The sequence below is a fragment of the Mesorhizobium sp. M0768 genome, from assembly GCF_040320195.1.
Classification (GTDB): Bacteria; Pseudomonadota; Alphaproteobacteria; order Rhizobiales; family Rhizobiaceae; genus Mesorhizobium.
Window position 1 is genome coordinate 179,104 of the sequence record NZ_JAMYPD010000009.1, and the last position, 15,974, is coordinate 195,077.

The 15,974-nt window shown below is 62.4% G+C and carries 12 protein-coding genes and 1 pseudogene; 8 read left to right on the forward strand and 5 right to left on the reverse strand.

The features are described 5' to 3' along the window. Positions 1–74 precede the first annotated feature (74 nt). The 4 genes and pseudogenes from NKI08_RS14975 to NKI08_RS14990 form a co-directional block, all read right to left on the reverse strand. The gene (locus tag NKI08_RS14975) at positions 75–1,253 is read right to left on the reverse strand and encodes a glycosyltransferase family protein (RefSeq protein WP_352491730.1); all 1,179 of its coding nucleotides are present in this window, start codon (positions 1,251–1,253) and stop codon (positions 75–77) included. Continuing rightward, entirely contained in the window at positions 1,250–2,494 is a 1,245-nt protein-coding gene (locus NKI08_RS14980) for a glycosyltransferase (protein ID WP_352541931.1), read from the reverse strand. The genes NKI08_RS14975 and NKI08_RS14980 overlap by 4 nt, the downstream gene beginning before the upstream one ends. 1 nt (position 2,495) lies before the next feature. After that, positions 2,496–3,710: a glycosyltransferase family protein gene (locus tag NKI08_RS14985; RefSeq protein WP_352450264.1), complete on the reverse strand. Its 1,215-nt coding sequence runs from the start codon at positions 3,708–3,710 to the stop codon at positions 2,496–2,498. Between the two features lie 493 nt (positions 3,711–4,203). Beyond that, positions 4,204–4,508 (reverse strand): annotated as a pseudogene (locus NKI08_RS14990) (ferritin-like domain-containing protein); the annotation flags it as partial. Between the two features lie 401 nt (positions 4,509–4,909). On the opposite strand from NKI08_RS14990, the gene NKI08_RS14995 reads away from it, so the two are divergent. Continuing rightward, on the forward strand, positions 4,910–5,248 hold the full coding sequence (locus NKI08_RS14995; RefSeq protein WP_023675950.1) for a hypothetical protein: 339 nt from the start codon (positions 4,910–4,912) through the stop codon (positions 5,246–5,248). Between the two features lie 187 nt (positions 5,249–5,435). Continuing rightward, positions 5,436–6,674 (forward strand): M24 family metallopeptidase, encoded by a 1,239-nt coding sequence (locus tag NKI08_RS15000; protein ID WP_352491732.1) that lies wholly within the window; start codon positions 5,436–5,438, stop codon positions 6,672–6,674. A gap of 9 nt (positions 6,675–6,683) precedes the next feature. Here the strand turns inward: NKI08_RS15000 and NKI08_RS15005 are convergent, their stop codons facing one another. Then, complete coding sequence (locus NKI08_RS15005) at positions 6,684–7,556, reverse strand: helix-turn-helix domain-containing protein (RefSeq protein WP_352491733.1); 873 nt, start codon at positions 7,554–7,556, stop codon at positions 6,684–6,686. A 106-nt stretch (positions 7,557–7,662) separates the two neighbouring features. Here NKI08_RS15005 and NKI08_RS15010 point away from each other — a divergent pair, with 106 nt between their 5' ends. The 6 genes from NKI08_RS15010 (at position 7,663) to NKI08_RS15035 (ending at position 15,963) form a co-directional block, all read left to right on the forward strand. Next, entirely contained in the window at positions 7,663–8,934 is a 1,272-nt protein-coding gene (locus NKI08_RS15010; RefSeq protein WP_023675947.1) for an extracellular solute-binding protein, read from the forward strand. Positions 8,935–9,137: 203 nt separating this feature from the next. Further along, complete coding sequence (locus NKI08_RS15015) at positions 9,138–9,998, forward strand: carbohydrate ABC transporter permease (RefSeq protein ID WP_254817930.1); 861 nt, start codon at positions 9,138–9,140, stop codon at positions 9,996–9,998. Then, complete coding sequence (locus tag NKI08_RS15020) at positions 9,995–10,846, forward strand: carbohydrate ABC transporter permease (protein ID WP_023675945.1); 852 nt, start codon at positions 9,995–9,997, stop codon at positions 10,844–10,846. The genes NKI08_RS15015 and NKI08_RS15020 overlap by 4 nt, the downstream gene beginning before the upstream one ends. Before the next feature lie 8 nt (positions 10,847–10,854). Further along, positions 10,855–11,952 carry an ABC transporter ATP-binding protein gene (locus NKI08_RS15025; RefSeq protein ID WP_352770406.1) on the forward strand — a complete coding sequence of 366 codons (1,098 nt, stop codon included), beginning with the start codon at positions 10,855–10,857 and terminating at the stop codon, positions 11,950–11,952. Positions 11,953–12,008: 56 nt separating this feature from the next. After that, the gene (locus NKI08_RS15030) at positions 12,009–14,042 is read left to right on the forward strand and encodes an aldo/keto reductase (protein WP_352770409.1); all 2,034 of its coding nucleotides are present in this window, start codon (positions 12,009–12,011) and stop codon (positions 14,040–14,042) included. Between the two features lie 139 nt (positions 14,043–14,181). Beyond that, positions 14,182–15,963 (forward strand): NAD(P)-binding domain-containing protein, encoded by a 1,782-nt coding sequence (locus NKI08_RS15035; RefSeq protein ID WP_352770412.1) that lies wholly within the window; start codon positions 14,182–14,184, stop codon positions 15,961–15,963. The last annotated feature ends 11 nt before the right edge of the window (positions 15,964–15,974 follow it).

Genomic DNA, 15,974 nt, shown 5'->3' on the forward strand with positions numbered 1-15,974 from the left:
CGGAATTGCGTCAAAACAAAGAGACAGAGCGGTTCTGCGTGAAACGATGAACCGCTCTAGGATCTATCGTCTGTTCAATCATGAACTTTTCCGAAACCGGGCCCCACATTTAGGGACCATGTTCGATGCCGCTCGCGCAGGATTTGCGCGGAGCGACGCGCGCCTTCCAGATCGAGACGATGCGCGGATGGCGTCGGTTCCACAAGCGCTTGTTCGATCGCTTGCGCCAAACCTTCAGGCGTCAGATCCTTTTCCATCAGCACCGTTGCAAGACCGAGTTCTTCGAGCATCAGGGCGCGAACCGTCTGTTCGGTTTCCCCGCCGGCTGCAAATGGGACGAGCAGGGAGCGACAACCCGCGCGCAGGACATCGCAGACCGTGTTGTAACCCGCCTGCGAGACTGACAGGCGGGCGCCGGTCAGCAGGCTGGCGAAATCCTCGCGGAACCGGAAGATGGACAGGCCTGGCGTGGCATCGCGTGCGATCGCGTCAAACTCGTCTTTCGGCAGGTTTGGGCCGGTGATCAAGCACCATTTCCAAGCGTTGTTGGCATTCCGCGCCGCTGCGATGGTGGATCTGACAAGGCTCTTTCCGGCAGCCCCGCCGCCAACCGACACCAGAACGTCGAAGCGCTCGGAGGCCGCGGGCGATGGCGGCGCGGCAACGAGCCCCGTGTAGGTGACCTCGGCCCTGATCGCCCCAGCCAGTGGAAATGTCTTGTCGATGGTTGCGAAAGCCGGATCGCCGTGGACCATAACAAGATCGAAATGCCTGTTGATGAGATCGACCGTTTCCTCGTTTCGGCCCAGCTTGACGCGCTCCTGGAGGATATCACGGACGGACGTCGCCAGCAGCGGTCTGGGCGACGTCGCGTCGATGGCCTTGATCAGCGGCAAGAGTTCGAAACGCATCTGCCGGCGTCCAAATGGAAACGCCTCGACAATGACGATATCAGGCCTGCAATCCCGGAATGCCTGCAGCAGCATCTCTGAACGCCATTTCTTGAAATCATCGTCGATCGGGTTGCCTTGCAGGTCGACAAGTCCCGAAAATCCTTCATCACCGGAGGTGACAGGTGGCAGGGTTACAGATTGTACACCCAGTCCCGGAAACCCGGCGATCGGCGCTCCGCCGGTCACGACGGTAACGTCAAACCCGTCATCGACCAGAGCCGCCGCAATGCGGCTGGCGCGCGCGAGATGGCCGATGCCGAGCAGGTGCTGGACATAGAAGAAAGCGCGCAGCCGCTTCATTCGGCGGCCCGCCACTCCCGCTCGAACAGTTCCTTGAGCTGTCCAATGCTTGCCATATGATCGAAATTGCCGCGCACGCGCCGCTCTGCGGCGTCGCCGAGGCGGTCGCGGAGCACGGGATCACGGATCAGGCGCTCCAGCGCCCGTGCCAGGGCAAGCGGGTTTTCCGTCGGAACCAGCAACCCGGTTTCATCCGACGATAAAAGCTCCGGCACGCCGGAAATATCGGTCGACACGCAGGCAAGCCGCTGGCTAGCCGCCTCCACCAGAACATTCGGCAGACCGTCGCGGTCGCCATTTGCGGTGATCCTGCAGGCCAGGGCGAAGATGTCGGCGCGGCGGTAGTGCTCAAGCACCTCCTCCTGCGCAAGCGCGCCTTTCCAAGAGACGCGACCATCCAGGCCGAGCTTTTGCGCCAGCGCCTTGAACCGTTCCAATTCTTCGCCGCCGCCGATATGCTCGAAACGCCACGCCAAATCGCCGGGCAGCAGGGCAAGGGCCTCCAGCAACGTATCATAACCTTTCTTTTCAACGGCGCGCCCGACACTCAGAACGACAACCGGTTCGTCCGGAGCCGAGCCGTCATGCTGCTTTCGCGCCTCGCCGAAACTGCCGAAGCGATCAAGGTCGAGCCCATGATAGCTCAGATGCACGGACGAGTTGCCGTTATCGAGTTTTTTCAGACGGTCGAAGCCGGTTTTCGTGCAAGTGACCGTCCAGCGCGCCGAGGAAAGCTTGCCGGCCAGATCCCAGTCCGCCGAAGTCCAGATGTCCTTGGCATGGGCCGAGCAGGTCCACGGCAGGCCACGAAGCTGGCTGGCATAGCGCGTCACCGATGCAGGCGTGTGCGCGAAATGTGCATGCAGCCAGCCCGCGTTTTCCGGCCATTCGGCCGCCAGCACGAGCGCTTGCCCGAAGCGCCGCGCGCGATTGCGCGTAAAGTCGCGGGGCATATCGGCAGCCAGCCATCCGAGCGCGCGCCAGAAGCCCGGACGCAGCAGACAGGCAAACAGCGAGCGAAGCACGCGCAGCGGCTCTTCATGCAGATATTCCGGCAGATAATGGACGGGCGCTTTGATCTCGTCATGCACGGGGTGGCGTTTTTCGTCGGTCGGCCGCCTGAGCGCGACGAGTATCAGGTCGAACCCCGCACGCTCAAGACCGAGCAGTTCCTGCGCGATGAAGGTTTCGGACAGCCGCGGATAACCCTTCAGAACCACGACGATCTTGCGATGTTGCAACTCAGGTCATTCCTTCAATGACCGAAAGGTGATGGCCGGCCCGCCGGTCGAGCAGTTCCGCGACGATTTCGGAAATATGAGGCAGCCCTTCGAGCGTCAGATGCGGATTGCTCTGCGATGGGCGGGGCCGGTCCGGCAGCACCTTCAGTGCATCGGCAAACCGCCGGGAGTCCTCGGCTTCTTCCGGCAAAAGCATCTCGATGAGGCCGAGTTCGGCTGCGCGCCGTGCGCGAATCAGTTGTTCCCGGCGGGGCTCGACGCGCGGCACGATCAGCGCCGGCTTGTCGAAAGACAGTATCTCGCAATAGGTGTTGTAGCCGCCCATCGCCACTACCGCCTTGGCGCCGGCAATCAGGTCTTCCATGCGGTTGTCGAACTCGATGATCTTGATGTAGGGGATCTTGGACCCCTTCTTGAGCAGCTTGTTGCGCTTGCGCGCCGGCATGTAAGGCCCAAGCACGATCAGGGCTCTATGCTGCAATTGCGGATCCTGCTGATAGGCATCGATGACGTCGTGGATCAGATCGGCGCCGTCACCGCCGCCACCGGTAGTAACGAGGATATAGTCGCCCTCGGGCCGGTGGCCGGGCAACTCGTTCCGCTGCAGGCTCCGTTGCAGGAACCCGACGAACCTCATCTTTGCCCTGACAGCCGGGGGCACATCCAAGCCCGTCAACGGATCGTAGAAATCCGGCGGACCATAGGCCCAGACCTTGTCGTAGAAGACGCCTATCTTGCGCATCACGTCTCTGCGCGCCCACTCTGCTTCGAGCAGATGCGGCGCATCCATCACCTCGCGCAGGCCAAGCACCAGCGTGGTGCCCCGCGTCTTGAGGTAGGACAGCGTGTCCTCAATCTCACCGCGCAGGCCGAGCGGTTCCTTGTCGACGATGAAGATATCGGGCCGGAAGGTCTCAGCTGTATGGCGGATGATCGACTGGCGCATCCTTAGCGTCTCATGCAGATCGATGTCCTTTTCCAGCGACGTGTATTCGCCGTTGCGCAGCTTGATGACGCTGGGGATCTTCACGAAGTCGACACGGGCGCGGTAATCGAAGGCGCCAGCGATAGTCGCACCCGAAATGATGAGCACCTGAAGTCCGCGGAAATCCTCGACCAGCGAATGCGCGATAGTCCGGCAGCGCTGCAAATGGCCGAGCCCGAACGTGTCGTGGCTGTACATGAGAATTCGAGCGTTTTCTGCGTGCTGGGTCATTGTTGAACGTCTCTTAGAATTCTCGCCTTGAGGACCGTGAGCGACCCGCAGGATTCGAAATCATCCTCGCGGGTCTACCGACCTGTTCTGAAACATGAGGGCGCAATTTTCAATTCGTATTACAAAGAGGGTCCATATGCTGAAACCAGGAAGCTACGTCTGCTCAGCGGCCTGCTTGCCACGTGGTCCAGAAGAACCTGCATCATTTCACTGGTATTGACCATCTCGGATTCTCGGCGGCCTTGACCGCTGCGAAAAACGTGGAAACTCCAGAATGGAATAAGGTATGGGCTGGGTACTTCACTTCGAGCGTCTAAGCCAAGCTCCTAAACCATGATGTGCCTTGGCGGTGGGAAGCCGGAGCGTTGACGGAGTAGGGGACACGTTCGAACCGCCTAGATCTTGACTTCTCAGACCAGAATCTAAGGGTCAGGAGTTCGACTCTTTTCGGGCGAGCCAATTGAACTCACTAGCTTTTTGGACGCCATGGGCACATGAACTCGCCGATTGCAGGCGTGTCAAAGCTGACCTGTTTGCCGCCAACGACAGCGCCGGCCTTCGGGCCAGTATCCGAGTCTTCGATCCCTTTTCCGGTTGTACCGCGCAGGTAATATTCGGCTTCCGCATATATTCGAGATTGAGGGCGAACCGGAAAAAAATGTCTTCGTCTTTGACCTCATCCTGCGCATAGGCCCGGGAAACCGGGGCAAGGCCGGTGGCCGAAGCGAGCGTTGCTCCCAGGCCAAACTGCAACGCGCGGCGGCGCGAAACACGAAATGCAGGCGTGACGCGGATCATGGCTTCCTCCCAAAAGCCCGCCGGCATCAAACATTTTGGCACCTCAAAAGCGCACCTGCGCTCCCAACTTCAGGAGATGTGGAATGTTTCTCAATCGCCTTGAATGATCTCACCGATGGTCGAGCAACTAGGTTTCCTCGACCCTAGCCTGATGTCAGCCGACGCACACTGCGCTGTAGCGGCGCCGGATCTGCCGGCAGCAAAAATCCCGCCGCTGCGGTCGTCCGAAGTACGCTGTCGATAAAATCCAGGACTTTTGCGTATCGATTTCGGACCAAGGTCCGTCTTGTAGAATACTGTATTTGAACAAAGCTAGGTAACAGCCGACTTTCGGATTCGAAAGTCCTGACGTTTTTCATCTGAAACCCATCCTGGCGGGAGGGCGACTCGAAGGAGGAACTATGAAAACGCGCACCTGTCTATTCGCGACTGTAGCCGCTCTCACCCTTGTCGCATCTCCGGTACTCGCTGCTCCCGGGGGCAATGGCAATGGCAACGGCAATGGCGGCAGCAACGGTAACGGCGGAAACTCGGCCGGGGCCGGCTCGCAGGGACACGGAGCCGCCACTTCCGCCGCGGCCAAGGACAAGTCGACGACCGGCGTTGCTCATGCAATGGCGGTCGTTGCCACGACACCGGCCTCACCGCAGGCTACGCTGGCCTTGCAGGCAGCGCTGGACAGGAAGGCCGCGAAAGACGCGGCAGACACTGCCGACGACACCTCTGACGAAACCGAGTAAGCATTCCAAACAGACCACTTGTCGCGTTGAAAGCCGTGGTTCGCCGCGGCTTTTTCGTTTCCCGACGACGAACTCTCAAGGTGAACAGCGCTTCCAGAAAAAAGCTGCTCCACGGCGGCACTGAAGCTACGCTAAGGCCAAACGACGCCGCATCGGCGTCGGATTCGAGTGCATTCGAGGAGATCCCATGGCCGGCTTTGTCGACCGCGAGCGCGCAACTGACCTGATGCAGCGCGCCGGCATCGAGGCGCTGGTGCTTTGCGAGCCCGAGGCGTTCCAATATGCCACCGGTGCCTGGATCGGCCCGGCCGGCCTGTTCCGGCGGGCCGGTGCCGGTTTCGTCGTTATTCCCAAGCGAGGCGACCTGCCGCTCGGCGTCGTGGTGGCGGATTTCCAGGCTGCCCGGCTCCGGGCGGCGATGGCCGGCGCCGTGCTGCGCACGCATGCGATCTGGATCGAATCGGCGTCGCTCGAGCCGGCGACGGCCGACCGGCCTGTTGCGCAGCGCATCGAGGCCGGCCTGGTTGGCCGCGCCCCCGGTTTTTCACGTCCGGCGACCTTCGAGCTTGCCCGCTCCGTCCGCGAGCTGAAAACGATCCTCGCAGAATTCGGGCTGGAGCGTGCGACGCTCGGCATCGAGCTGGATTTCGTCTCGGCCAGCGATTTTTCCGCGATGCAGGCAATGTTGCCGGGCACTGCCCTGGTCAACGGCTCGCCGGTTCTCGACAGGCTGCGGGCAATCAAATCGCAGAGCGAGATCGACCTTCTGCAGCAGGGCATCGCCCTGTCGGAAGCCGGCCTGTCGCGGCTGCAGCAGCATGCGACGACCGGCATGCGTCAGTCTGAGCTGGTCGCGCTTTACCGGCAAGGCGTCGCGGATGCAGCCGCCGGGTCGTCGCAGCAAATCTCGACGGCGGAATACGTCACGCTGGGCGCTCGCCCAAAAGGCGCCGACGTCGTCGCCGCCGCCGGCGATCCGCTGAAGGCCGACATGGTGTGCAGCGTGAACGGCTATGCCTCGGATATGTCGCGGAATTTCACCTTCGGGCCGCCGTCGCCCGAACAGGCCGAATTGCATGCGATAGCCGAACGCGCCTTCGCCGACGGGCTTGCCGCGCTTATGCCCGGAAAGCCGTTAGCCGCCGTGCATCGCGCCGCCAGCGAAAGCCTGGCGCGCCAGGGCCTGCGTTCCTATCGCCGCGGCCATTTCGGCCACGGCGTCGGCAATTCCGTGTTTTCCGAGCAATGGCCGTTCATCTCGGCCGACAGCAATGTCGTGATCGAGGCCGGCATGGTGCTGGCATTCGAAATCCCGCTCTACATCGACGGTCTCGCCAGCTTCAATCTCGAGGACCAGTTCCTGATCACCGCCAACGGGCCGTCGCCGATGAACCGCCTGCCGAGGCGCCTGGATATTATCGCTTGAATCCAGCCGTTATCTGGCGCTGGCCACGCCCCTGCGGAAATCCGACGGCGACATGCCGGAAAGCTTGCGGAACGACTTGTTGAAGGCACTGAGCGAGCCAAAGCCCGATTCCATGGCGACGCGCAGCACATTGGCATCCTGATGCATCAGCAGCGCCTGCGCGTAGCTGAGGCGCAGCAAGTTCACATATTCATTGAGCGTCATGCCGGTCGATTTCTTGAATATGCTCATGGCGTATTTGGGATGGATATCGGCCGCTGCGGCGATGTCGACGCAATCGATCTCGTAGAGGAAATTCTCGGCGATGAAGTCGCACATGCGCCCGACATTGCGCAGCGATTGCTGATCGAAGGGACTGCCTATCTCCTGTTCGACCGGGGTTTCGGGCACCAGCCGGTAAGGCTCGAAGCGCACCCGCTCCAGCCGCAGCAAAAGCTCGTTGACGGCATGCTCGGCCTTGACCGGGTCGCCGGAGCGGGCATAGCGATTCCAGCGCTCGAAATTGTGGTCGTCCGACCGGTCGGTGGCGTCGGTCACCAGCGTCGCGCCGGTCATCAGCCTGTTGCGGACATCGACGGGCAAATGCAGCCGGAAGAAATGCACCAGCGGCAAATGCGCGCCGGCATAGATGGCATCGTCGGACGCTTCGTCCATCTGGTGCGGCAGGCCGCCCCAGAACAGGCACATGTCACCCGCAGAAAGCGAAAGCCCGTGCCCGTCCATGCGGTAATGCACGGCGCCGCGCACGATGAAATTCACCTCGACCTGGGCGTGCCAATGCGGCTTTAGCATCACCAGGGGCTGGGTGTGGAACATCTGCAGCAGCAGCGGCAGGCCCTCCACGCTGCTGGCGCCAGGCTGGTAAAACGGCCTTTCCGGCATCTTACTTTCCGCTCATTTCTTATTCCCTTTGTCGCGGACAAGGCTTTCCCGAGGCCTAGTCTAGCCACGCTCGCAAACAGAGAGCAACTGAAATGGGAGGATTTCAATGCGCATAAAATTGACCTGCGCCGCGCTCGCGCTTGCCTTGGGCTCCAGCCCGGCCTTTGCGCAGTCCGGTGAAATCACGATCTGGAGCTGGAATATCGCCGCTTCGTCGCTGAAGGCCACCATAGCGGGCTTCAACAAGCAGTATCCCGACATCAAGGTGACGGTCGAGGACCTTGGCAACCAGCCGACCTACGACAAATCAATCGCCGGCTGTGCCGCCGGCGGCGAGGGGCTGCCTGACATCGTTACGATCGAGAACGGCGAAGCCGAAAACTACTGGAGCCAGTTCCCGGATTGCTTCGTCGACCTGCATACGCTCGGCTACACCGCGGAAGACCAGGCAAAATTCCCCGACTTCAAGCGTACCGAGCTCGAGGTTGACGACAAGGCCTATGCGATGCCCTGGGATTCCGGTCCAGTGGCGATGTTCTACCGCCGCGACTTCTACGAGAAGGCTGGCGTCGATCCGTCCTCGATCAAGACCTGGGACGACTTCATCGCCGCCGCCAAGAAAATCCAGGCCGCCAATCCCGGCGTCACGATGACCAACGCCGATTTCAACGGCGATTCCGAATTCTTCCGCATGATCTCCAACGAGCAGGGTTGCGCCTACTTCTCCGCCGACGGGCAATCGATCACGGTCAACCAGCCCAAATGCGTCGATGCCATGACCAAGATCAAGGAGATGAAGGACGCCGGCATCATTTCCTCTGCCGACTGGAGCACCAAGATCACCAACAACACCGCCGGCAAGGTCGCCACGCAGATGTATGGCGGCTGGTATGAAGGCACCGTGCGCACCGAATCGCCCGATGGGGCAGGCAAATGGGGCGTCTATCTGATGCCGAGCCTGACCGCCGACGGTCCGCGCGCCGCCAATCTCGGCGGCTCCTCGCTCGCCATCACCTCGGTGTCGAAGAACAAGGAAGCCGCCTACGCCTATCTGAAATACACGCTTGCGACGAATGAGGGCCAGATCACCATGCTGAAAGGCTTCGGCCTGGTGCCGTCGCTGATCTCGGCGCTCAACGACCCTTATGTCTCCGAGGGCCTGCCCTATTGGGGTGGCCAAGCCGTGTGGAAGGACATCCTCGGCACCTTGCCCAAGGTCGTCCCCAGCCGCGGCACGCCGTTCCAGAGCGACGCCGAAATCATCATCCGCGCGGTGCAGACCAAATATCTGGCCGGCGGCTATCCCGACGCCAAGGCAGCGCTCGACGATGCCGCAAGCCAGATCGCCGCGGCGACCGGCCTGCCCGTCAAGTCGTGATCTAGACGAGGCGGCTCCGAGCGCGCGGCTCCCCTTCTCCCCTTGTGGGAGAAGGGGAGCCGAAGGCGACGGATGAGGGGTGCTCCAGCTTGGCGCCGGCGGCACTCCGGCCATCACCCCTCAACCGTCTCGGCGCTACGCGCCGATCTACCTTCTCCCACAAGGGGAGAAGGCAAGAACTTGAAAGCAGAAAGGAGGAAACGATGCGCTACCAGAACGCCACGGCGTATCGCTTCCTCGCGCCGTATCTGCTGATTTTTTCGATCTTCTGGCTGTGGCCGATCATCGATTCCTTCCTGATCTCGTTCCAGGCGACGCGCACCGTGCCGTGGCGCTTCGCGCCGACCTTCAACTGGGGCCGGCTGATCGGCGATCCGGCCTTCTTCAATGCCTTGAAGAACACATTGCTGATCCTTGTCATCCAGGTGCCGGTGATGATTTCGCTGGCGATTGTGATGGCGGTGCTTTTGAATTCGCCACTGCTCAAGGCCCGTGGCCTGTTCCGCTTTGCCTTCTTCGCGCCGGTCGTGGTCGGCGAGGTCGCCTATTCGGCGGTTTTCCGGCTGATGTTCAATCTCGACTACGGCATCATCAACAAATTGCTGAACAGCATCGGCCTGCCCAGTGTCGACTGGTTTACCAACGTCACCCCGGCGATGGCGGTGATCATGATGGCGGTGACGTGGCGCTGGGCCGGCTACAACGCCATCATCCTGCTCGCCGGCCTGCAGTCGATTCCCGAGGATGTCTACGAGGCGGCGACCCTGGACCGGGTCAGCAAGGTCAAACAGTTCTTCTACATCACGTTGCCGCTGCTCAAGCCGATCATCGTGTTCTGCGCCGTGCTGTCGATCATCGGCACCATGCAGCTGTTCACCGAGCCCTTCCTGATCACCGAGCGCGGCGGGCCGGGCGGCGGCACCGAAACGCTCGGGCTGCTGCTTTACCGCCAGGGCTTCCGGTCGCTCAATTTCGGCTACGCTTCGGCCGTCGCCTACACCATGGCCGGGCTGGCGATCGCCATTTCGCTGGTGCAGATATGGCTGACGAGGGAACCGAAATGACCTCGCACTCAAGAGTCAGCCGCTCCCAGGCCAGATTGGGACGCAGCATCGCGCTGCATCTGTTCCTGACGCCGCTGGCACTGGTCTGGCTGTTTCCGCTATGGATGATGGTGGTTTTTTCGACGATGCCCGACAACGGCATCTTCAGCCCCGACATCGAGCTTTTGCCGCATGGCAATTTCCTCGACAATGTCAGCAATCTGCAGCGCGGCACCAATTTCATCGGCGCCATCGGCATCTCCGTCTCGGTGGCGGTGACCTATACCTTCCTGTCGGTGATGCTGACCTCGATGGCCGGCTGGGCGCTGGCGCGTTACAACTTCTTCGGCAAGGGCATGGTCGTCGCCATCATCTTCGGCACCATCACGCTGCCCTATGCGGTCGTGCTGATACCGCAATTCATCATGGTGGCGCGCGACTTCAAGCTCGCCAACACCTGGGTGGCGCTGATCGTGCCGCCGCTGTTCAATTCGCTGGGCGTGCTCTTCATGCGGCAGAGTTTTTCGATGATGCCGCACGAGCTGTTCGACGCCGCCAAGGTCGAGGGCGTCAAGGAATGGCGGATATTCCTGTTCGTCGCACTGCCTCTGGCGCGGCCGATGCTGGCGGCGCTCGCCATCATCCTCTTCCTTGCCTCCTGGAACAACTATCTCTGGCCGCTGCTGATCAATTCCAAGCCGGGCGCGATGACCGCGCCCGTGGCGCTCGGCACGCTGATCGGTCTCACCAAGGTGTCCTGGGGCGGCATCATGGCGGGCGCGGTGATGCTGACGGCGCCAATGCTCGTCGTGTTCGTGCTTCTGCAGCGCCATTTCGTTGCCGGCATCGCCGCCGGCGCCATCAAGTAAGGATCAGCATGGCGGCAGTCACACTCAAAAACGTCATCAAGCGCTTCGGCGTCTTCGAGATCGTCCACGGTGCCAATATCGACATCGATGACGGCGAATTCGTCGTCTTCGTCGGCCCTTCCGGCTGCGGCAAGTCCACGCTGCTTCGGATGATCGCCGGACTCGAGGACATCAGCGACGGCGAGATCGCCATTGGCGGCAAGGTGGTGAACGACGTCGAGGCGGCCGATCGCGGCATCGCCATGGTGTTCCAGTCCTACGCGCTCTATCCGCACATGACGGTCGAGCAGAATCTGAGCTTCGGCCTGAGAATGACCGGCAACCCCAAGGGAGATACCGAGCGGCGGGTGAAGCGGGCTTCCGAAATCCTGCGCATCGCCGAGCTGATGAAGCGGCGGCCGCGGCAATTGTCGGGCGGCCAGCGCCAGCGCGTCGCCATCGGCCGCGCCATCGTGCGTGAGCCGCAAGTGTTCCTGTTCGACGAACCGCTCAGCAATCTCGATGCCGAGCTCCGGGTGCAGATGCGCGTCGAGATATCGCGCCTTCATAAGGAGCTCGGCGTTACCATGGTCTATGTGACGCACGACCAGACCGAGGCAATGACGCTGGCCGACAGGATCGTCGTGCTCAACGCCGGCAATATCGAGCAGATCGGCGCGCCGCTCGATCTCTACGACGACCCCGCCAACCGCTTCGTTGCCGGCTTCGTCGGCTCTCCGAAAATGAACTTCCTGGCGGCAAAAATGGTCGGGGCCGACAACGGTGCGGCGGTCGTCGAACTGGTCAATCATCGCGGCGCGCGACTGCGCAAGCCGCTTTCGGATGCCTTGCCTGCAACAGGCGGCGATGTTGTGCTTGGCGTGCGGCCGGAGCATTTCTTCGACGCCGGCCAGGGCGATTGCGACCTTACCCTCAAGGCCGACGTCGCCGAGCACTTGGGATCGGTGAGCTATGTCTATGCCAATTCCGGTATCGGGGGCGGACGCGAGGAACTGATCATCGAGCGCGAGGCCTCGCGGCATCGCGCGAACGGCGACGACCTGGTGGTGTCGATCAAAGCCGACCGCTCGCTTCTCTTCGACGCCACCGGCGCACGCATTCGCTAACCCATCTTTCTTTTGTCCGATCGCGATTGCTCGCGGCCACCCCACGGAGATTTGACATGACGTCCAAACCAGAAAAAGTTCGCTGGGGCATTCTCGGGCCCGGCAACATCGCCAAGGCTTTTGCCGGGGGCGTCGCCCATTCGCGCACCGGCACATTGGTCGCCTTAGGGGCGCGCAATCCCCGCAAGGCGGGGCTCACCGAGGCTTTCCCCGGCGCCCGCATCCTGGACGGCTACGAGGCTTTGGTTGGCGATCCGGATGTCGACGCGATCTATATTTCGACGCCGCATCCGAGCCATGCCGAATGGGCGATCAAGGCGGCCGAGGCCGGAAAGCACGTGCTTTGCGAAAAGCCGCTTGGCCTGACCGCATTCGAAGCCGACGCCATGATCCATGCCGCGCGCAAGGCCGGCACCTTTCTCGGCGAAGCCTTCATGTACCGGCTGCATCCGCAGACGGCCAAGCTGGTCGAGCTGATCAGGGCCGGCGCGATCGGCGACATCAAGATGATCAAATCCAGCTTCGGCTTCGCCATGCCGGGCTTCATGCCGGAGCACCGGCTTTACGCCAAGGATCTCGCCGGCGGCGGCATTCTCGATGTCGGCGGCTATCCCGTCTCGATGGCGCGGCTGATTGCCGGCGCAGCAGTGGGAAAGCCCTTCGCCGAGCCGGACAAAGTCGTCGGCGCTGCGCATCTCGGCCAATCCGGCGTCGACGAATGGGCGTCGGCGCTGTTGCATTTTCCGGGCGGCATCGTCGCGGAAGTGTCCTGCAGCATCTCGCTCGCTCAGGACAATGTCTTGCGTATTGTCGGCAGCAAAGGCCGCATCGAGGTGGCGGATTTCTGGTATGCCAGCGGCCAGCAAGGCGGCACCGGCGAAATCCGCATCATCCGTCCGGGTGACACCGAGGTGGTCGAGGTCACGGAGGACGGCTGGCTGTACGCATTTGAGGTCGACGCCGCCGGCGAGGCCATTCTCGGCGGAATGCAGGAGTTCGCCTGGCCCGGCATGGGCTGGGCCGACAGTCTTGGCAATCTGCGCGTGCTCGACAAATGGCGGGCCGCGATCGGGCTCGAATACGACATCGAGAAACCAGCAAAGCGCGTCAACACGATCTCCGGACGGAAGCTGCGCTCCGGCGGAACCGCCATCCCCAAGCGCAGCATTCCGGGCCTGCCGCGGCCGGCCTCGTGCCTGGCGCTCGGCTTCGAGGATTTCCGCACCTTTTCGTCGGGCGCCATCCTGCTCGATGCCTATTTCGAGGCCGGCGGCAATCTGTTCGACACCGCCTTCGTCTACGGTTCCGGCTATACCGAGACGCTGCTCGGCCAGTGGCTGAAGAACCGCGGCGTGCGCGAGCAGTCGGTGGTCATCGGCAAGGGCGCGCACTCGCCGCTCTGCTATCCCGACGTCATCGGCAAGCAGCTCACCCAGTCGCTCGAACGGCTGCAGACCGACCATATCGACGTCTATTTCATGCACCGCGACAATCCGGATGTGCCGGTCGACGAATTCGTCGATGCGATGGACCGCGAGGTCAAGGCCGGCCGCATTCGCGGTCCGTTCGGCGGCTCGAACTGGACGATGGAACGCATGGATGAGGCGATTGCCTATGCCGAGCGCACCGGCAAGCAGAAGCCCGGTGCGCTTTCCAACAATTTCTCGCTGGCCGAAATGCTGGAGCCGATCTGGGCAGGCTGCGTCACCTCCTCCAGCGACGAATGGAAGGCCTGGCTTACCGCCCGGCAGATGCCGAATTTCGCCTGGTCGAGCCAGGGCCGCGGCTTCTTCACCGACCGCGCCGGCCGCGACCGGCGCGACAATGAGGAGCTGGTCCGGGTCTGGTATTCGGAGAGGAATTTCGGCCGTCGCGACCGCGCCATCGAGCTCGCCAGACGGCTGGGCAAAAGCCCGATCCACGTCGCGCTCGCCTATGTGCTGGCGCAGCCGTTTCCGTCCGTCCCGCTGATCGGGCCGCGCACGCTCGACGAATTGGAAGACAGCCTCCAGGCGCTCGACATTTCACTTTCGCCGGACGATCTTGCATGGCTGGATAGCGGTTCGGATCAGGCCCGCGCGCGGGCCTGACGGCAGCGGCAGTCGCTTCGGCCTACGCTGCGCCCTTAGCTTCCGGACTGTTTGCGCTGCCCTCACCCTCTCCCGCAAAGATCCGGGAAAGGGTAAGAATGAGGGCAGCGCAAAGGCCACTGGAAGTTAGGAAAGACAGATGCTCGACATCGCACCGACGAAACAGGCGGCCACCTGGCTCGATTCCTTTGCCCGGGCGCTCGAGGCCGGCGACGTCGAGGCGGCAACCAATTTGTTCGTCGAGGACTGCTACTGGCGCGATCTCTTGACCTTCACCTGGAACGTCAGGACGATGGAGGGCCGCGCCGCGATCCGCGACATGCTGGCGGCGACGCTGGCAACGACAAAACCTGCCCGGTGGCAGCTCAGCGGCGAAGCGACTTCGGACGAGGGCACGATCGAAGCCTGGTTTTCTTTCGAGACGTCATCGGCGTGGGGCCATGGCATCATGCGTCTCAGGGACGGCAAGTGCCGGACACTGTTTACCGCGATGAGCGATCTCAAGGGGTTTGAGGAGCGCAAGGGCCCGGCGCGGCCTCTGGGTGTCCGCCACAAGGCCGATCCGGAGCGCGAGACCTGGCTGGAGGCGAGGGCGCGCGAGACACGTGAACTCGGCGCCGGCCAGCAGCCTTATTGCCTGGTCATCGGCGGCGGCCAGGGCGGCATCATGCTCGGGGCGCGGCTCAGGCAATTGGCCGTGCCGGCCATAGTCATCGAGAAGAACGCTCAGGCCGGCGATTCCTGGCGCTATCGCTACCGCTCGCTCGTGCTGCACGACCCGGTCTGGTACGACCATCTGCCCTACATACCGTTTCCCGAGAACTGGCCCGTGTTCACGCCCAAGGACAAGATGGGCGACTGGCTGGAGATGTACACGCGCGTCATGGAGCTCAACTACTGGACCTCCACGACATGCGTGAGCGCGTCCTATGACGACACCGAAAAGGTCTGGACGGTCGAGCTCGATCGCGCCGGCGAGCGCATCACGCTAAAGCCGAAGCATATCGTCTTTGCGACCGGCGCCTATGGCCCGCCCAGGCGCATCGACCTGCCGGGTGCCGATGTCTTCAACGGCGGAATCCTGCATTCCAGCCAGTATTCCAGCGGCGAGAAATTCCGCGGCAAGAAGGTCGCCGTCATCGGTGCGGCAAGTTCCGGCCATGACGTCAGCGTCGACCTCTGGGAGAGCGGCGCCGAGGTGACGATGGTCCAGCGCTCGCCGACGACGGTGGTCAAGTCGGACACGCTGATGGAGATCGGTTTCGAGATCTTTTCGGAAAAGGCGCTGGCCCGCGGCATCACCACCGAGAAGGCCGACATGATCGTCGCCTCGACGCCGTTCGCGCTGCTGCCGCAAGGCCAGCGGGCGCTTTACGACATCATCAAGGCGCGCGACGCGGCCTTCTACGACCGCTTGCGCGGCGCCGGCTTCGCCATCGATTTCGGCGACGACGAGACCGGGCTCCTGATGAAGGCCTACCGCACCGGCTCGGGCTTCTACATCGATGTCGGCGCTTGCGACCTGATCATCGATGGCGAGATCGGCATCCGCAGCGGCGTCGGGATCAAGTCGCTGACGCCGACAGGCATCCTCTTCGACGACGGCACCGAACTGGCGGCCGACGCAATCATCGCCTGCACCGGCTATCTCTCGATGAACGAAACCGTGGCGGCGATCGTCTCGCGCGAAGTCGCCGACAAGGTCGGCCCGTGCTGGGGGATTGGCTCGGGCGTGAAAGGCGACCCGGGTCCGTGGCAAGGCGAATTGCGCAACATGTGGAAGCCGACGGCACAGGAAGCGCTGTGGTTCCACGGCGGCAATCTGGCGCTGTCGCGCTTCTATTCGAAGTACGTCGCGCTGCAGATCAAGGCGAGGATGGAAGGCATTGCGACGCCGGTTTATGGAGCGGCGGGGCGGTGAAGCTGTGATCT